This window comes from Vibrio sp. La 4.2.2 (genome assembly GCF_027586995.1).
Taxonomy (GTDB): Bacteria; Pseudomonadota; Gammaproteobacteria; order Enterobacterales; family Vibrionaceae; genus Vibrio; species Vibrio mediterranei.
Genome location: NZ_JAPPTJ010000003.1, coordinates 218,248 through 234,219, shown reverse-complemented (window position 1 = coordinate 234,219; position 15,972 = coordinate 218,248). Strand labels below are relative to the sequence as shown.

Annotated in this window: 19 protein-coding genes; 8 read left to right on the top strand and 11 right to left on the bottom strand. The window is 43.4% G+C overall.

Annotated elements, in window-relative coordinates:
* Positions 1 to 63: 63 nt before the first annotated feature.
* The 4 genes from OH456_RS07390 to OH456_RS07375 all read right to left on the bottom strand — a co-directional run bounded on the left by OH456_RS07390 (position 64) and on the right by OH456_RS07375 (position 3,060).
* Positions 64 to 255: a hypothetical protein gene (locus OH456_RS07390; RefSeq protein WP_270033205.1), complete on the bottom strand. Its 192-nt coding sequence runs from the start codon at positions 253 to 255 to the stop codon at positions 64 to 66.
* A 330-nt stretch (positions 256 to 585) separates the two neighbouring features.
* Positions 586 to 831 carry a hypothetical protein gene (locus OH456_RS07385; RefSeq protein WP_038222115.1) on the bottom strand — a complete coding sequence of 82 codons (246 nt, stop codon included), beginning with the start codon at positions 829 to 831 and terminating at the stop codon, positions 586 to 588.
* A 140-nt stretch (positions 832 to 971) separates the two neighbouring features.
* Complete coding sequence (locus OH456_RS07380) at positions 972 to 1,391, bottom strand: hypothetical protein (RefSeq protein ID WP_006070585.1); 420 nt, start codon at positions 1,389 to 1,391, stop codon at positions 972 to 974.
* A 457-nt stretch (positions 1,392 to 1,848) separates the two neighbouring features.
* Positions 1,849 to 3,060, bottom strand: a complete 1,212-nt coding sequence (locus tag OH456_RS07375; protein ID WP_270033204.1) for an MFS transporter — start codon at positions 3,058 to 3,060, stop codon at positions 1,849 to 1,851.
* Positions 3,061 to 3,164: 104 nt separating this feature from the next.
* Between OH456_RS07375 and OH456_RS07370 the strand changes: the two genes are divergently transcribed.
* Positions 3,165 to 4,034, top strand: coding sequence for a LysR family transcriptional regulator (locus OH456_RS07370; RefSeq protein ID WP_006070587.1), 870 nt, complete (start codon positions 3,165 to 3,167; stop codon positions 4,032 to 4,034).
* Here OH456_RS07370 and OH456_RS07365 read toward each other — a convergent pair.
* The 3 genes from OH456_RS07365 to OH456_RS07355 all read right to left on the bottom strand — a co-directional run bounded on the left by OH456_RS07365 (position 4,018) and on the right by OH456_RS07355 (position 6,054).
* Positions 4,018 to 4,740 carry a hypothetical protein gene (locus OH456_RS07365; protein ID WP_270033203.1) on the bottom strand — a complete coding sequence of 241 codons (723 nt, stop codon included), beginning with the start codon at positions 4,738 to 4,740 and terminating at the stop codon, positions 4,018 to 4,020. The two genes, OH456_RS07370 and OH456_RS07365, sit on opposite strands and share 17 nt — an antisense overlap.
* Before the next feature lie 48 nt (positions 4,741 to 4,788).
* Positions 4,789 to 5,019, bottom strand: a complete 231-nt coding sequence (locus OH456_RS07360) for a glutaredoxin family protein (protein ID WP_006070589.1) — start codon at positions 5,017 to 5,019, stop codon at positions 4,789 to 4,791.
* Between the two features lie 141 nt (positions 5,020 to 5,160).
* Positions 5,161 to 6,054, bottom strand: a complete 894-nt coding sequence (locus OH456_RS07355; RefSeq protein ID WP_088877153.1) for a DMT family transporter — start codon at positions 6,052 to 6,054, stop codon at positions 5,161 to 5,163.
* Between the two features lie 117 nt (positions 6,055 to 6,171).
* Between OH456_RS07355 and OH456_RS07350 the strand changes: the two genes are divergently transcribed.
* Entirely contained in the window at positions 6,172 to 6,654 is a 483-nt protein-coding gene (locus OH456_RS07350; protein WP_270033202.1) for a MarR family winged helix-turn-helix transcriptional regulator, read from the top strand.
* 34 nt (positions 6,655 to 6,688) lie between these two features.
* On the opposite strand, the gene OH456_RS07345 is transcribed toward OH456_RS07350, so the two are convergent.
* Positions 6,689 to 7,126: a GlcG/HbpS family heme-binding protein gene (locus OH456_RS07345; RefSeq protein WP_006070593.1), complete on the bottom strand. Its 438-nt coding sequence runs from the start codon at positions 7,124 to 7,126 to the stop codon at positions 6,689 to 6,691.
* Between the two features lie 102 nt (positions 7,127 to 7,228).
* Entirely contained in the window at positions 7,229 to 8,827 is a 1,599-nt protein-coding gene (gene aceB, locus OH456_RS07340) for a malate synthase A (protein ID WP_412104872.1), read from the bottom strand.
* Positions 8,828 to 9,157: 330 nt separating this feature from the next.
* Between aceB and gcl the strand changes: the two genes are divergently transcribed.
* From gcl to OH456_RS07320, 4 genes are all read left to right on the top strand, one after another.
* Positions 9,158 to 10,951, top strand: a complete 1,794-nt coding sequence (gene gcl / locus OH456_RS07335) for a glyoxylate carboligase (protein WP_236109674.1) — start codon at positions 9,158 to 9,160, stop codon at positions 10,949 to 10,951.
* A 10-nt stretch (positions 10,952 to 10,961) separates the two neighbouring features.
* Positions 10,962 to 11,738 (top strand): hydroxypyruvate isomerase, encoded by a 777-nt coding sequence (gene hyi / locus OH456_RS07330; protein ID WP_038228368.1) that lies wholly within the window; start codon positions 10,962 to 10,964, stop codon positions 11,736 to 11,738.
* 22 nt (positions 11,739 to 11,760) lie between these two features.
* A complete protein-coding gene (locus tag OH456_RS07325) occupies positions 11,761 to 12,660 on the top strand; it encodes a 2-hydroxy-3-oxopropionate reductase (RefSeq protein ID WP_172427839.1) in 900 nt (299 codons plus the stop codon).
* 235 nt (positions 12,661 to 12,895) lie between these two features.
* Complete coding sequence (locus OH456_RS07320) at positions 12,896 to 13,510, top strand: TetR/AcrR family transcriptional regulator (RefSeq protein ID WP_270033201.1); 615 nt, start codon at positions 12,896 to 12,898, stop codon at positions 13,508 to 13,510.
* Between the two features lie 83 nt (positions 13,511 to 13,593).
* On the opposite strand, the gene OH456_RS07315 is transcribed toward OH456_RS07320, so the two are convergent.
* Positions 13,594 to 13,857, bottom strand: coding sequence for a hypothetical protein (locus OH456_RS07315; RefSeq protein WP_038228374.1), 264 nt, complete (start codon positions 13,855 to 13,857; stop codon positions 13,594 to 13,596).
* A 549-nt stretch (positions 13,858 to 14,406) separates the two neighbouring features.
* Positions 14,407 to 14,913 (bottom strand): DUF3087 domain-containing protein, encoded by a 507-nt coding sequence (locus OH456_RS07310; RefSeq protein WP_270033200.1) that lies wholly within the window; start codon positions 14,911 to 14,913, stop codon positions 14,407 to 14,409.
* A gap of 174 nt (positions 14,914 to 15,087) precedes the next feature.
* On the opposite strand from OH456_RS07310, the gene OH456_RS07305 reads away from it, so the two are divergent.
* Together OH456_RS07305 and OH456_RS07300 are read left to right on the top strand one after the other, a co-directional pair.
* Positions 15,088 to 15,492: a helix-turn-helix transcriptional regulator gene (locus OH456_RS07305; protein ID WP_270033199.1), complete on the top strand. Its 405-nt coding sequence runs from the start codon at positions 15,088 to 15,090 to the stop codon at positions 15,490 to 15,492.
* A 60-nt stretch (positions 15,493 to 15,552) separates the two neighbouring features.
* A complete protein-coding gene (locus tag OH456_RS07300) occupies positions 15,553 to 15,942 on the top strand; it encodes a VOC family protein (protein WP_270033198.1) in 390 nt (129 codons plus the stop codon).
* The last annotated feature ends 30 nt before the right edge of the window (positions 15,943 to 15,972 follow it).

Sequence of the window (15,972 nt, the reverse complement as noted above, 5' to 3'; positions counted from 1 at the left end):
ATTCGAAGTATTTCTTTGAGTCAACAAAGTAGAAAGCCATCTTGTATAAGATGGCTTTTATCGTTAATCGGATTTTCTTTCTACCTCCGCAGGACAAGACTTCGTCAGTGGGACTTCAACGACGTAGTCACGACCGTTGTCATCGTAATGGCAAATACGATGATCACCATTCTTAAACTCATAGTCGTACTTGACTGTGTAAGCGAAGGCTAGCGGAGCAGCTAGTGATAGCGCTAGAAATATCAGTTTTTTCATAGGTACTTCCTCCTTGTTTGTCTTTGTTTGATTGACAGTTGTAATCGCTTAAAAACAAAAAATCCTTAAGTGAGCAATTCCATGAGAGTGAGAAACGCTGGAGCTATCAAAAGAAGAAAGCAGAGCCACATCATCGCAATGGCCAGACGCTCAACACAGTCAGTAGTGCAGACCTTGAGTAGGGTCTTTGTGAGCGGGTGGTCTAAAAACTTAACTATACGCGCCATATCAACAAGCATTGAGCAAGTAATACGTTGTCGTTGCGACAGCGCAGGCAGAAAATAAAAGTAGGATGAGAGCGAGCGTTTCTTTATCCATCTTCTTATGCCGCTACTGACTAAAAAGTAGCGCTTTTGAGAAAAAACGAGTGAAACCGCATTTATCGCAACAGAGATGTACATATTCAATGTTGCCCATCGTCACCGTATAGATAGTATCTGGTAGAGCCGAAATATTGGAATAGCGACTATTGATCTTTGGTGTTCGCCAATATTCAGAGCCACATTGAGAACAGACAGATTCGACTTTCTTTTCTTTCAAACGGTCATATAGTTCATTTATTGTTAGTGTGTTCATAACTAATACCTAGATGTTCTTTTGAGAGAAAAATAAGATAGCAGATCTCGCATTAGCCAATTGTTAACTAAACATAACGAGAAAAAAGAGAATACTTGAATATTGTTATTGGTCATGTTTGGTTTCTTCATTATTGATGCTCATAGATCTTTTGCACATCTAACATCTTTCAAGGTTCTTATCGTCGGTTCCATTACGGGAATTTGCCTTTTGCGAAAGACCTTGCGATGTTTAATTACTTCAGTGATAGATTGGTGTTGAGAGATATTCCCGGTATAGATGACCTTAATGTCATGACACAAGAACCAACCACCGATAAAATCCCCGCTTAGCCTTGTCAGCAGCTTATGCGACGAGGCTTTTTTACTTCGTCCAACATGCCCTCCAAATGACATCAAATCACCGTTAGATACGACACACCAATACACTTTGCTCACTTTTCGGTTTATGAATAGTGTCCCGTCGGGGAAGAGAGGTGGGGCGTTCTCACCCAATAAGTTCTCTATATCAGGGTTGGTAAGAATTTGGAAAGGTTTGCGTTGTGCTGTAGCGCGTCCCATTGTTTACCTCTCATAAAATCTTCGTTTTATGTTAATTTTGATTATATAGGCTGACATGGTTTGTTGATTAATTAACTATTTTTACTGTTATTTTGATTATATTATTAAACGATTTTTAACTTATTTGGCTAATGGTTTTAATAGTCCTTGTTATACATGACCTTCAATTGGGCGATCTTGTGATTTCATATTTTAAAAAGAACCCTCTAACAATTTTTTCATGGAAGTTTGTTAGAGGGCTAATACACGGATTCGTGTAGAATGTTAGCATTAATATTAACGGTGTAGTTCGTTAATAACTCTGTGAGTTGTTGGATAGCCACAAAGTAAATAAACCTTAAACAATTAGTTAAGGTTTGTAACGAGAAAAGTTATTAACGTTATTTGTTACTTACATTAATATTGATTACCGTTGGTTAGTATGTGCCCAACGGTAAAGGAAAGTTTAGGAGAGGATTTAACGAGAGTCTGCGACAAGTGCCGTAGTTTGCTCTGCTCGATCTAGCTTGGAAAGTTTCCAACATAATGCAAACAGGACAAGGTATAAGACTAATCCACCTTCAACCACAGAAGTCCATTTACCGTGTTGCCAGCAATATAGTAAGAAGAAACCACCAATACTTCCGCCTACGTAATAATGCACAAGATAAAGTGCGGTAGCCGTTGCTTTGGCGGTAGTCGCTTTCTGACTTACCCATGCGTATGCCAATGTATGAGTAAAAAACGCGCCGCCGCTGATGAGAAGTAGCCCGACCAACATAGCAGGAATGCTCTCTATTATTGCGACTAGCATACCGAGTAAGCTGAGTGTCGTGCCTAGCGCCATTCCAAGAATTGGCGAGAAGTGAGCGCGCCATTTGCCAGTCCATTTGGAAGAAACCGTCCCCGCTAAGTAGCAAAGGAAGATCAACGCAGATAACGTGACTGGTAGATAGTGCGGATCCGCCACCAATCTAAACCCCATAACAGAGTATAAATTGACAAAGAGTGCAAAATTAATACCGCCGATAATCATTGCAACCCAAACTATCGGTGTAGAAAGATGAGTTAACAGGGCTCGGTTGTGGTGAAAGAAAAGGCCACGCGTCGGTTTGAAATGTTGCTGCTTCGGCAATAGCAAGGCGACAATGATGACGCAAACTAATGTAAAGCTGGAGATAATTAGCACCGCGGTATGCCAATCAAAGTAGCCTGTGAGTATACCGCCAGCAACACGCCCTGCAATACCACCTAGTGAGTTGGCAGCGATATAGCCGCCGATAGCTCGAGTAAAGGCTTCACTGGATAATTCCTCTACCATATAGGCGACGGCTACTGAGGCAAATGCTGCTAAGGATACTCCCATACAAGCTCGCAGAAACACGAGTGTCGATAAGTTATCGGTTAACAACATCAAATAACCGATAACAGGAATCGCAAATAAACCTGCGAGCATAACGAACCGTCGGCCTAAGCTCTCCGAAGTAATAGCCCAAGGTACTAGACATACCGACAGCCCTAGCGTAGAAGCAGCGAACACCCAGTTTATTTCAGTTTCTGAGACTGAAAAGTGTATAGCAAGCTGCGGTAGGATTGGTTGGAAGATATATAGATTACAAAACACCAAAAAGGAGCCGAGGGCTAATGCCCAAGTTATCTGTTGGTATTGTTTCGTATGCAGCTCTATCACAACCTGATTCTCTATAACTAAACGATGTTTATGTGACCAAGTTAGCACTCAAATATGGATTGATGAAATATATTAAAGCTATAACTTCGATATATTTTATTAATATGGATATTAAACAACTTAAGCACTTTCTTGCCGTCGCAGAACACCAAAACTTTACCCGAGCAGCCCAAGCGGTGGCCATTGCTCAGCCTGCACTGAGCATTTCTATCAAGAAGTTTGAGCAGCAGCTCGGTGTACAGCTTTTTTCTCGCGTCGATAAACAAGTTATGTTGACACAGGAAGGTCGAGTATTACTGCCTCATGCTCAGAAGGTTCTGCGGCAAATTGATGATGCCAGCCTAGCCATTGATGAGATGAAAGGGTTATTAAAGGGCGAAGTTCGTTTGGGGACACCAAGTATGATGGGGTCCTATTTTTTTCCAGAAATAGTCATGGCATTTAAGAGTGCCTATCCCAATCTCAAAATGACGGTTATTGAGGCAGGGACACAAGACATCAGAAAGATGTTACTCCATGGAGATATTGACCTCGGTGTTATTCGCAATACGGACGTGCCCGGTGATCTAGAAGTCGACCAGATCTTTCGCTCTGAAATGGTCGCGGTAGTCAGTCAAAACCACCCATTTGCAAATAAACAATCATTAGATTTTGACGAGTTTTTCGATGAAGAACTGGTGATGTTTAAACCCGGATATTTCCACCGCGACTTTATTGATGAGGAGTGTGAACGCCGTAATATCGAAGCGAAGTTCTCGTTTGAAACTAATCTTCTCCCAATGATTTTATCTATAGTAAAGCGTGAGTTTGCTATTACGGCATTATTGGAGTTGGTCACAGGGCATGAACCAGAACTTAAGGGGTTGTCGTTTGAGCCGCCAGTATTCGTCGACCTTGCTCTAGCTTGGCGTAAAGATGGGTACTTATCGCGCGCTGATAGGACTTTTATAGACTTTGTTAAGAAGCATCTTTGATGCAAGTACTCGAAGTAGGTAGCCGAGTGAGCACTTGCCCGATAGACGTTGCGGAATAAACAGAATGGTTTATGTCTTGTTGTTTATTGGTGACCATACCAATCAAAGCCATATTCACACCTATTTGGACGTAAATAGGTGTGCCAGAAAACACCTGAGTCATATCACTGCATTGACTTATGGTCATGTCGCTCAGATTAGATGAGTCAACAAAACAGGTTTCAATGGCAAGTGCTGCACGAGCTTGATCATAAACCAACAATTGAATCGGCTCGTTCTCCCATTGAACGGTAGAGGTGTCGACAAGAGCGGCGATATCCTGATGACAGCCTAACTGAGAACCCACTTCAAGAATGGCCCAGTCATCTCGCGCCGTCATCTTTTCGACGTTCTGGTGATCGGTCTTTACTGAAGTCGCGTGAGCAAAGTCATAACGTTCATCTTGGCCAAATAGCGCGGTTAGCCGAATATCTCTAAGTGGGTAGAAACTGCGAGAGGTATAATCGTAGATACAATGAGCCGGTGTGATTAACGTTTGGTTGGCAATTTGGGTGGCGAAACAAGTGTGTATCGGCGAAGGCTGACTGCCAATATGAACTAAATACAGTCGTTGATTAATGATCCTCGCTTCATCCAAGATTTCTAAACTGTCCGCATGGCTGAAAGCGGTAACGAATCCAATTAAAAATGTCCACCAATTGTTCATACTATACTGCCTCTCGACATTGACAGAAGCAGTATAGGAAATGAAGGATTAATTGCTTTTGTACATACGTTCGAAATTCTTCGGGTTCCAACCAACCATATATTGGTCACCAATTTTCAGTACAGGAAGAGAACGAGCTCCAATCGCATCTAACTCTTTGCGACCACGCTGCATCTTTGCATTGGTCAGGCGGTATTTATAACCCTTGCTGTCCAAATAACGCTGAGCATCTTTACAGTGAGGGCATTTGTCTGAGACATACAGTACTAATCGTTTCACAAGGATTCTCTTTTGGTAAAAACAGCCGCCTATAGTACGGTTCTGACTATGTTTGTAAAGTGTTAGCCTCGGAAACAACAATGCTCGGTAGAAGGTGCCGAGCATTGTATTAAACGCTTTTGGGAAAACGGTATCTTGTAATTATCGGTTGGCTAGTCGCGTCACACGATGCTGTTTTATCGCCATGATCATTTGTGGAATCAGTGAGGTTATTATCATACCCATCATCAGAATGTATTGAGTATGCGTGAACGACTCACCAAGTAGCATTAGGCCACAAACAATGCCTGCTATTGGGTTTGCGATACCACCGAAAGTGAAATCTACCACTGTCATCCGCTGTAACAGCCATACGTACATGCCGTAACTTAGTGCGGTATTGAGACCAACGACCCAACTTAAACCAAACAGGTTTCGACCATCAAAGTTCTCGATGACCGAGACATAAGTTTCCGGTGCAATTGCGGCGTGAAAGCCAGAAGCAATCGCTAAGATTGCGCCGCCTAAGATTAGCTGCCAAGTTAATATTGTCCACCAGTGAATTCTAGTGCCCAATGACTTAGTGATACTACTACCCGCGACAATACACATAATCGCTGCAAGCATTGCGCCTAAACCTATTGGGTTAAGGCTGATCGAACCTGGCGAAAACAAGAAAAATGCCAGTGATACCAGTGCTAGACCACTCAATGCTTGTGACCAGCTCGGACGGTGTTTTTTTACCAGCCATTGATATAACATTGCGAAAACAGGCACCGAAACCATACCTACGCCTGAAATGGCAGACGGCAAGGTTTGCGCCATCACAAATATCAAACCAAAGAAGGTGGCGATGTTGATAAGACCAAGCGTTAGTAATACTTGCCATTCACCTTTTTTAGGTAAAGTCGGCTTAACCAACAGTAATAATAAACCTGCTGGTAGCGCTCGCAGAGCCCCTAACAAAATCGGCGGCCAGTCTGGTAGCGTAAATTTGGTTACGGCATAAGTTGTACCCCAGAAAAAGGCGGGGATCATTGCCAAAAGTATGTTCATTTAATTTATCTTTACGTTAAGATATTTGCGCACACTCTAACGACAAATTGGCTGCCTGTAAAGTATCTTTATGTTAAACTAATTTTTCTTGATGATTAACCAGTGGATGAATAAGACATGGATGCGATTGATCGCGTAGTAGAGCAGTGGGCAAAACAGAAGCCTGAGCTGGACACAGAACCTATGGCCATGATGGGGCGGCTAATGCGCATTGCCAAATATATGGAAACCAAAGTGGCGGATTTACATAAAAAATACGGCTTAAAACTTGGTGAATTTGATGTCTTGGCAACCTTGCGACGTAGTGGTAAGCCTTATCGTTTAACGCCGTCAGAGCTAATTAACACGATGATGCTTACGTCAGGAGCGATGACCAATAGATTGGATAAGTTGGAGTCCAAAGGATTAATTTCGAGAGAGCACAGCAAGGCGGACCGTCGAAGCGTTACGGTGCAATTGACTCAAGATGGCTTAGTGCTGATTGATAAAATGATCGAAGAACACGTCGAAGTGCAAGATGGACTGGTGAAATCTCTTTCGGCTTCTCAGAAAAAACAGGCAAATCAGTTGTTTAAAACTTGGTTAAGCCAATATGAATAAGCATTAAGGCCCTAATTCGTTAGGGCCTTATACGTTAAGCGGCTACCTCATCGCTGTATAAGTTGGCACAGTTAATCCCTTGAATAGCGCAGCGCTCATCAATATCAGAGAGATCGCCACTCACGCCAATAGCGCCAATCACGTTTTTCTCTTCGTCTCGAATAAGCAGTCCGCCCGGAACGGGAACCATGTTACCGTGGGCAAGTACGTTAACCGCGGAGATAAATGCAGGACGAGAATCAGCGTCTTGCGCTAGTTTTCGGGAGGAACAACCTAGCGCCAATGCGCCCCATGCTTTGGCAATTGCAATGTCAGGTCGCATCATGCTAGACCCATCTTGTCGCTGCAAAGAAATCAGTTTTCCTCCATTATCAAGAACGGCAACAGTCAAAGGCGCACAGTCGTCAGACAGTCCAGCTTCAAATGTGCCATCAATAATGGTCAGTGCTTGTTGTAGAGTTAAACTTCCCATGTTATCTCCTCGTCTCATAGCTTGCGCTATTCGTACCTGCTGCCTTAAGCACTTATTCGGATTAAGTCAGCAGGATTTAGGCGTACTTTGCCAACAGTTTGGTTAAAGTAACGAATAGCTTGGAAGGGTCAGGAAGTTAGCGAACTGTTTTGCTGTAGAAAGCTCATAAAAAAGGTCAGCTGTTTCATCAAAGCGTCCTGCAGCATAACGTGCATCGCCAACTTCCTGTTTAATCGTTTTTAGCTCTTGGTAGAGCCAAGTGTGAAAGAGTGATGATGTAAATACTTGGCCATCATCCAGAGTGACACCGTGGTGGATCCACTGCCAAATGTTGGCACGAGAGATCTCAGCCGTTGCGGCATCCTCCATCAGTCCATAAATTGGTACGCAACCGTGCCCCTGTATCCATGCTTCAATGTAGTAGAGAGCAATACGAATATTCTTGCGCACACCCGCTTCATCACGCGTACCTTCGCAAGGTTTTAATAGCGTCTCGGCAGTAATGTCTTCCGATGGACTAACATAATCAAGTTGATTTGTTTTCCCCTGAAGCTGCTCGTCAAACACCGACATCGCAAGATCAACCAATGCAGGGTGCGCGACCCACGTGCCGTCGTGACCGTTATTCGACTCGCGTTTTTTATCTTCAATGACTTTCGCTGTTACACGTTCCATTTCTTCAGGATCTTTTGCCGGAATGAAGGCAGACATCCCGCCCATCGCAAGTGCACCTCGTGCATGACAGGTTTTAACCAGTAATTGGCTGTAGGCGTTTAGGAACTCTTGGTCCATACCGATGCCGTGTCGGTCTGGTAAAATTCGGTCTTTGTGGTTCTTCAACGTCTTAATGTAGCTGAATATATAGTCCCATCGACCACAGTTCATGGCCACAATGTGGTCCTTCATTGCATACAACATCTCTTCCATTTGGAATACAGCAGGTAGTGTTTCGATAAGCACGGTCGCTCGAATTGTTCCTGTTGGTACCCCGAAGTAGCGTTCAGTAAAGGCAAATACGTCATCCCACCATTTCGCTTCTTCCATGCTTTCCAACTTTGGAATGTAGTAATAAACACCTAAGCCTTTGTCTGCACGAGACTGATAGTTGTGGAAGAAATACAACGCAAAATCCATTAAGCACCCGCCAATCGGCTGGCCCTGATATTGAATAGATTTTTCTGGTAAATGAAGTCCGCGAGGTCGAGCAATTAATAGTGCTGGATCACTATTCAATGAGTATTGCTTGTCTTTGGTGTCGTCGTAATAACTGATGGTTCCAAGGTTGGCGTCGCGTAAGTTGATCTGTCCCTCTACCATGTTTTGCCAGGTCGGGGAGGAAGCATCCTCAAAGCAACACATAAATACTTTTGCGCCGGAGTTCAGTGCATTAATGACCATCTTTCTATCAACAGGACCTGTAATTTCAACGCGACGATCTAATAGCGGAGCTGGCGGCGGGCTAACCTTCCAACTCTTGTCATCTCTTATTGATTTGGTGTCCTTGCGAAAATCTGGCAGCTCGCCCGCATCAAAGGCGGCTTGTTTGGTTTCACGGTCTTGTAGCAGTTGAGTGCGTCGACTGCCAAAGTGCGCCACTAACGTCTCTAGGAAGGTTAGGGCGTCGGAATTTAGGATCGCTTGATAAGCTGTGGACTGGGTATCTCCAATTACCTTAAGACAATCTGCTTGTGCTGCGTCCATAACTTCATTAAGTGCCATTGTTCGTCTCCTTTAAACAATACTTTCTTATTTTGTATACAAAACTGTATCCGTGTATTTACTTATATTGGAAAACAAACAAATGATCAAAGGGTATTTAACATTAATTTATCATCGAATTTTTCTGAAAATATTTTTACGTAAAGATATTTTATATAAAACATTATCTGTTAGGAACTACGGCGTAAGTGGTTACTTAGTGCTTTAACTCTATGTTGCAAAAATGTTGATTTTGGGGTTGCGATTCTCTGGATATGGTTCATAGTACACAATATAGATTTGAATTGTATACAATCTGAGAGGGATATTAGAATGGCGAAAATGAAGGCAATTGAAGCAGCTGTAGCCGTACTAAAGAAAGAGGGAGTAGACATTGCGTTTGGTGTTCCGGGCGCAGCAATCAACCCCATGTATGCGGCGATGAAACACCTAGGTGGTATTGACCATGTGTTAGCCCGCCACGTTGAAGGCGCATCACACATGGCAGAAGGCTACACACGAACTAACCAAGGTAATATTGGTGTTTGTATTGGTACATCGGGACCCGCTGGAACGGATATGATCACGGGACTCTATTCTGCGTCGGCGGACTCGATTCCGATTCTATGTATTACTGGGCAAGCCCCTCGAGCAAGACTGCATAAAGAAGATTTTCAGGCGGTAGATATAGAATCTATTGCCAAACCAGTAACGAAGTGGGCGACCACAGTACTGGAACCCGCTCAAGTGCCACGCGCATTTCAAAAAGCATTTCATTTAATGCGTTCAGGTAGGCCTGGCCCGGTTCTTATCGATTTGCCACTAGACGTACAGCTAGCTGAAATCGAATTTGATATCGATACCTACGAGCCACTTGCGGCATACAAACCAACCGCAACTCGCGAGCAGGCAGAAAAAGCACTCGATATGCTGTGTGCTGCCGAAAAACCGGTCATTGTTTCAGGTGGCGGTGTTATCAACGCAGGCGCATCAGAATTGCTACAACAGTTTGCGGAACTGACTGGTGTGCCAGTGATTCCAACGCTGATGGGCTGGGGTACTATCCCTGATGATCACGAGTTGATGGCAGGTATGGTGGGTCTTCAGACAGCACACCGCTATGGTAACGAAACGCTTTTGAACTCTGATTTTGTATTCGGAATTGGTAACCGCTTTGCTAACCGTCACACCGGTTCATTGGATGTGTATACCGAAGGCCGCAAGTTTGTCCACGTAGACATTGAGCCGACTCAAATTGGACGCGTATTCTGCCCGGATCTTGGTATTGTGTCGGATGCCAAATCTGCATTGGAGCTATTAGTCGATGTTGCTCGCGAACGTTCATCAAAAGGTACTTTACCTAATCGTGCGTCTTGGGTTGGTGAATGCCAGCAGCGCAAATCCAGTATGTTGCGTAAAACGCACTTCACGGAAACGCCAATTAAACCAATGCGTGTTTATGAAGAGATGAACAAAGCATTTGGTCGTGAGACTTGTTACGTCAGCACGATTGGTCTATCGCAAATCGCGGCGGCTCAGTTCCTTCATGTATACAAGCCACGCCATTGGATTAACTGTGGCCAAGCGGGTCCTTTAGGCTGGACTGCTCCCGCTGCGCTGGGTGTGAAAGCCGCGGATCCAAACCGTGATGTTGTCGCAATATCAGGTGACTATGACTTCCAATTTATGATTGAAGAGTTAGCTGTGGGTGCGCAGTTTAATCTTCCGTATATCCACGTAGTCGTTAACAACTCGTATCTTGGCCTAATTCGTCAGGCACAACGTCAGTTTGACATCGATTATTGCGTGCAGCTTGCGTTCGACAATCAGAACTCTCCAGAACTTGAAGGGTATGGTGTTGACCATGTGAAAGTGGTGGAAGGGTTAGGCTGTAAAGCGATTCGTGTAACACAGCCAGAAGACATCCAAGATGCGTTCGTTCAGGCAAGAGAGCTGATGGCGAAACACAAGGTCCCTGTTGTGGTTGAAATAATTCTAGAGCGTGTCACTAACATCTCAATGGGTGTCGAAATCAACGCTATCAATGAATTTGAACCACTAGCTGAAAATGCAACGGATGCACCAACTGCACTGTCGTCACTAGATTCGTCAAACTCACAGTCTTAAGGAGAAAATTATGCCAAAATTCGCAGCTAACCTATCGATGCTGTTTAATGAAGTTGACTTTCTGAGTCGATTTGAAAAAGCGGCTAATGCAGGGTTTCACGGAGTAGAGTATCTGTTTCCTTACGATTTCACAGCAGAAACTATTAAGTCGGTGTTGGATGACAATAATCTAGAGCAGGTTTTGTTTAACCTTCCTGCTGGTGACTGGAATGCGGGAGATCGTGGTATTGCGGTCGACCCAAGTCGCATCGAAGAGTTCCAACAAGGGGTGAGCCAAGCGATAAGCTACGCCCAGACTTTGGGCTGTAAGCAAATCAACTGCTTGGCAGGCATTGTTCCGGCAAGTGTGACTGAGCAAGACGCGAGAACAACGTTCGTAATCAACCTTCGTTATGCTGCTCAGCAACTGGAAGCGGCAGGCATCAAGTTGGTGATTGAAGCGATTAATACACGTGATATTCCAGGCTTCTTCTTGAACACCACAGAACAAGCGAAATCCATTATTGAAGAAGTCGGTAGTGCGAACCTATCGGTTCAATACGACATCTATCACATGCAAATTATGGAAGGCGACTTAATTCCGACCATCACCAATAACTTATCGCAAATTTCTCACATTCAACTGGCTGACAACCCGGGGCGTCATGAGCCAGGTACCGGTGAAATCAATTATGACTTTGTATTGAGAGAACTTGACGCAATGGGCTACCAAGGTTGGGTGGGCTGTGAATACAAACCGAAGACGACCACTGAAGAAGGTCTTTCTTGGTTAAACGCTTTTCAATAATTCGATACGTTAAGGAGAACACATCATGAAAATTGCATTCATCGGTACCGGAATTATGGGTCAGCCAATGGCTAAAAACCTGCAAGCGGCAGGTTACGAATTGGTATTGTCGGATCACTTCAATGCTCCACCGGCTGAACTGGTTACTCGCGGCGCAACAGTATGTCACTCACCGAAAGAAGCGACTGAGCTCGCTGACGTTATCATTCTAATGGTGCCAAATACACCACAAGTTGAAGACGTATTGTTCGGAGCAAGCGGAGTGGAAGAGGGGTTAGCGGCAAGCACGTCTCATAAGTTAGTGATTGATATGAGTTCAATTTCGCCAATCGCGACTAAGTCATTTGCTAAACGCATTAAAGAAAGTGGTGCACAGTATCTAGATGCTCCGGTGTCAGGTGGTGAAGTGGGTGCTGTTAATGCAACACTGAGCATTATGGTAGGCGGCGACCAAGAAGCATTTGATCAAGCTCGCCCACTGTTTGAGAAACTAGGCAAAAACATCACGCTTGTTGGTGATAGTGGCGCAGGCCAAACATGTAAAGTCGCTAACCAAATCATTGTTGCACTTAATATTGAGGCAGTGTCGGAAGCCCTTGTTTTTGCATCGAAAGCCGGTGCGGATCCAGCGCGTGTGAGACAGGCGCTATTGGGAGGCTTTGCGAGTTCTAAGATTTTAGAAGTGCATGGCGAGCGTATGGTAGAAGGCACATTTGACCCTGGCTTTAAGATTGCGCTTCACCAAAAAGATCTAAACCTTGCGCTAACTGGAGCTCAAGAACTTGAAGTCGCGTTACCCAACACTGAAAACGCGCAAGCACTGTTTGGTGAGTGTGCCGACTTAGGTGGTGAAAACTGGGACCACTCTGCACTAATTAAAGCAATAGAGGCTCGCTCTAATCATTCAATCCGTAACGAATAATGATTACTTAGGGCCATGATTTCCGCATAAATCGCGTAGTTTTGTCTCCTTTTATACGCGTTCCCGAAATCGTGCAGGCAGTTATTGGAGTTAAAGGGCTTCTAACTTCAACATTAACAGGCGCTGTTTGTATCGGTTTTGGGATTTTTTACCTCTCAGTATTCCCCATAAGTTTTGGACTTATTCTTTGTTTTCATTAAGATTAACTAAGTAGCACATGAGATCAGGGAAGAGTATGTCGCGAATCAGACGAAAGAACCAAGACCTTATTATCGAGGTTGCCAGTGAACAGTTTGCTATGCATGGTTACGCTGCCACCAAGATGGCCGATATAGCAAAAGCGGCAGATATTCCCAAGCCTAACGTCTTTTACTACTTTAGCTCCAAAGACAAACTTTACTATGCCGTGCTCGAAACCGTCACTCAGCCATTGCTTGCTGCGTCATTACCTATCGAACAGTTAGATGATCCCGTCGAAGCGTTGACTCAATACATTCGTACCAAACTGACGATTTCCCGTGATTATCCTCATGCTTCTCGTGTGTTCGCTAGTGAAGTAATGTCCGGGGCAAAGGTGTTGCCAGAATCCATTCGAGACAAGCTGTTTGAACAATCGCAGATGATCATTTCCAAGTTTGCTACTTGGTCGAAACAAGGCTTTATGGATGAAGTACCACCGCATCATCTTATGTTTGCGATTTGGTCTGCGACTCAGACCTACGCTGATTTTAATTGGCAGATTTGCAGTGTATTGGATAAACCCGAATTAGACGACGCAGATTATGAACAGGCGGCGACGTTTCTCACCAATTTAGTTATACAAGGTTGTGGTGTTAAGAGTCGGGTATAAGTGCACTTTTACAAGGTAGAGATGACGTACAGCTGCTCCATCGATATAGAGCGGAATAGAAGCAGCTGTGTCTAATAGATATGCTAAAGGTCTTTATTTCGGGTGGTTTGCTGGCGAATATAGTCACCAAATTCGTATTTACGTTCCTGACTACCAATTTGATACAACTCTGTTTCTGTTCGTTGTTGAGCGTAGTTAGAGGCTTTCATAGAGCCATTGAGAATTTTTAACATCTGAGCAGAAACACGCTTCATAAATCGATCAACACGCCTTCCATACACTCTTAGAATGCCTAGAAAGCTGCAAAAGCTCATTGCGAGCGCGACCGACCAATGGATTTCAATCATGAGATTTCCTTGAGTATTATAACGACTTTGACTTCAACAAAGGTTATTAACCAGTGCACAAATATTTATATAGTTATTATGGTTTGTGAATATAGTTATATAAGTTCGTTATATCAATGTGCCAGAAATCTATTGATACAAACAGTCACACAGCTAGAAACTAATTAACGGAACTTTTAATATTGAAACTAATATATCCCATAGTTTCTTTGTGGGTACTGGGTTGGATTTACTTTCAAAGTGCCAATGAAGTGGATAAATTAAAAATAGATGTTTCCTGAAGGTTAAATCAAAGTAAAATTAAGTATGTCATATATAAATCAATGACTTATTTAATATATTGGTCATTGTGTATTAATTAGTTAGATTATATTTCAAAATGACCTGTGTGTTAGTTGGTTGGCACTGTTCTATGGGGGTTTTAATAAAAGTCTGAGGATTTGTTTGTGATTGAAACAGAGTGTTTCTTTAGAAAGTATCGCCTATTAAATATATTATTTAAAGGCGATTTTTAATTGATGATGATAATTGTATGTGGCTAGGTGAATATTAAAATTGCTTCAATATTGCTGAGTCATAGTCGCTGACATTGATTGTTACGCCGTACCTTTGTATCCATTCGTCAAGATTTTCCTGTGCAGTGTTTAAGCTACTTATGGTGATGGTGTTGTCATCAAGTTGCCAAAGTTGGCGCGACCCTTCGTAGCTGAACTGCAGCGCTAACATCGCATCAGCGTTGCCTTGTTCGGCGGCGGCTAGCAGCTTGCGATTTTTGCGATAAATGAGGTTCAGTGCTTGTTTCAGTTCCCAAACATAAACGACCTCTTTCATCTTGGGTTGGGCTTTGAGTTTTAGAAGAACAATAACAAGCCCAATAGCACTAACTATGACGCCTAGAAGGTTCCAGTGAAAGTGAGAGCCAGAAGGAGAAGGGAAGAGATAAATCAGGGTTTGTGAAATCGCTAAACTTGAAATTGCTAAGGTCGCGATACAAGCGATTATGACTATGTTTAAACGAGATCGGTATAACTGCTTATCGATAGTTTGTAATTTCATCTTCCATCCATTTTAGTTCGCTGTCTTTCTCATGCTGACAGCAAGAGTCTGCCGACGATTATACACACTTGCTCGTACTCATAAATCATACCGATTGAGATTTGTTTGCCTAGCAATTAAGGCCAAGTCGTGTGTTAGACTTTGATGAGTATTTTGGAAAGGGACAGAGTCCAAGTGGCACCTTCTAACAAAACATTCTATGAACAAGAGATTGACCGTCTCTACAGTAAATCTCCCATAAAGGCCAAGCAGTATTTACTCATTCGCCAATCCAAAGCCTTCATGGAAAAATTTCACTCAGAGAATATTGAGTTGAACGACTTAGCTAAAGCGGCGTTGATGTCGCGCTTTCACTATGTGCGCATTTTTAAAAAGCTTTATGGTGTCACACCCCGAAGCTATCTCAGGGATATGCGCATTGCCAAAGCGAAAGCACTGTTGCGAGAGGGGCACCAGATTACCTATACCTGCTTTGAAGTGGGGTACGAAAGCGTAGCGACGTTTTCCTCGGTGTTTAAAAAGTGTACGGGTTATTCACCAAGGGAGTTTCAAAAGCGCAATAAAAGCAATCTAGAATAAGTTTTCCTATGACTTCTTGGCTATCTTTTAGTTATTCCATTACATCTAAGGTAAATATGAATGATTAAAATTGCTTTAACGAGTGTTCCTGTCAACGATCAGGACAAAGCATTAGACTTCTACACCAACATGTTGGGCTTTGTGAAGAAGACGGACGTACCTGTAGGTGAGCACAAATGGTTAACCGTAGTATCTCCACAGGAACAATCGGGTGTTGAACTACTACTTGAACCCATGGCATTTGAACCTGCCAAGTTGTATCAACAATCTCTTAAAGAGGCAGGTATCCCTTGGACGTCGTTTGTTGTTGACGATATTGCTGCGGAATACGAAAGAATGTCTGCCCTTGGTGTTGAGTTCTCCATTGCGCCAAGAGAAACAGGCACTGTGATGATTGCAGTACTTGATGATACCTGCGGTAACTATATTCAGTTGATGCAAGAAATTTAACGCATCACATCTCGTTAGAAGTTATTGATG

What these genes read in the sequence shown, in the direction of transcription:
- OH456_RS07345 (WP_006070593.1), bottom strand. Translation starts at nt 7,126, where the DNA reads ATGGGAAGTTTAACTCTACAACAAGCACTGACCATTATTGATGGCACA.
- hyi (WP_038228368.1), top strand. Translation starts at nt 10,962, where the DNA reads ATGCCAAAATTCGCAGCTAACCTATCGATGCTGTTTAATGAAGTTGAC.
- aceB (WP_412104872.1), bottom strand. Translation starts at nt 8,827, where the DNA reads ATGGACGCAGCACAAGCAGATTGTCTTAAGGTAATTGGAGATACCCAG.
- OH456_RS07385 (WP_038222115.1), bottom strand. Translation starts at nt 831, where the DNA reads ATGAACACACTAACAATAAATGAACTATATGACCGTTTGAAAGAAAAG.
- OH456_RS07320 (WP_270033201.1), top strand. Translation starts at nt 12,896, where the DNA reads ATGTCGCGAATCAGACGAAAGAACCAAGACCTTATTATCGAGGTTGCC.
- OH456_RS07365 (WP_270033203.1), bottom strand. Translation starts at nt 4,740, where the DNA reads ATGAACAATTGGTGGACATTTTTAATTGGATTCGTTACCGCTTTCAGC.
- OH456_RS07380 (WP_006070585.1), bottom strand. Translation starts at nt 1,391, where the DNA reads ATGGGACGCGCTACAGCACAACGCAAACCTTTCCAAATTCTTACCAAC.
- OH456_RS07315 (WP_038228374.1), bottom strand. Translation starts at nt 13,857, where the DNA reads ATGATTGAAATCCATTGGTCGGTCGCGCTCGCAATGAGCTTTTGCAGC.
- OH456_RS07300 (WP_270033198.1), top strand. Translation starts at nt 15,553, where the DNA reads ATGATTAAAATTGCTTTAACGAGTGTTCCTGTCAACGATCAGGACAAA.
- OH456_RS07355 (WP_088877153.1), bottom strand. Translation starts at nt 6,054, where the DNA reads ATGAACATACTTTTGGCAATGATCCCCGCCTTTTTCTGGGGTACAACT.
- OH456_RS07350 (WP_270033202.1), top strand. Translation starts at nt 6,172, where the DNA reads ATGGATGCGATTGATCGCGTAGTAGAGCAGTGGGCAAAACAGAAGCCT.
- OH456_RS07390 (WP_270033205.1), bottom strand. Translation starts at nt 255, where the DNA reads ATGAAAAAACTGATATTTCTAGCGCTATCACTAGCTGCTCCGCTAGCC.
- OH456_RS07310 (WP_270033200.1), bottom strand. Translation starts at nt 14,913, where the DNA reads ATGAAATTACAAACTATCGATAAGCAGTTATACCGATCTCGTTTAAAC.
- OH456_RS07370 (WP_006070587.1), top strand. Translation starts at nt 3,165, where the DNA reads ATGGATATTAAACAACTTAAGCACTTTCTTGCCGTCGCAGAACACCAA.
- gcl (WP_236109674.1), top strand. Translation starts at nt 9,158, where the DNA reads ATGGCGAAAATGAAGGCAATTGAAGCAGCTGTAGCCGTACTAAAGAAA.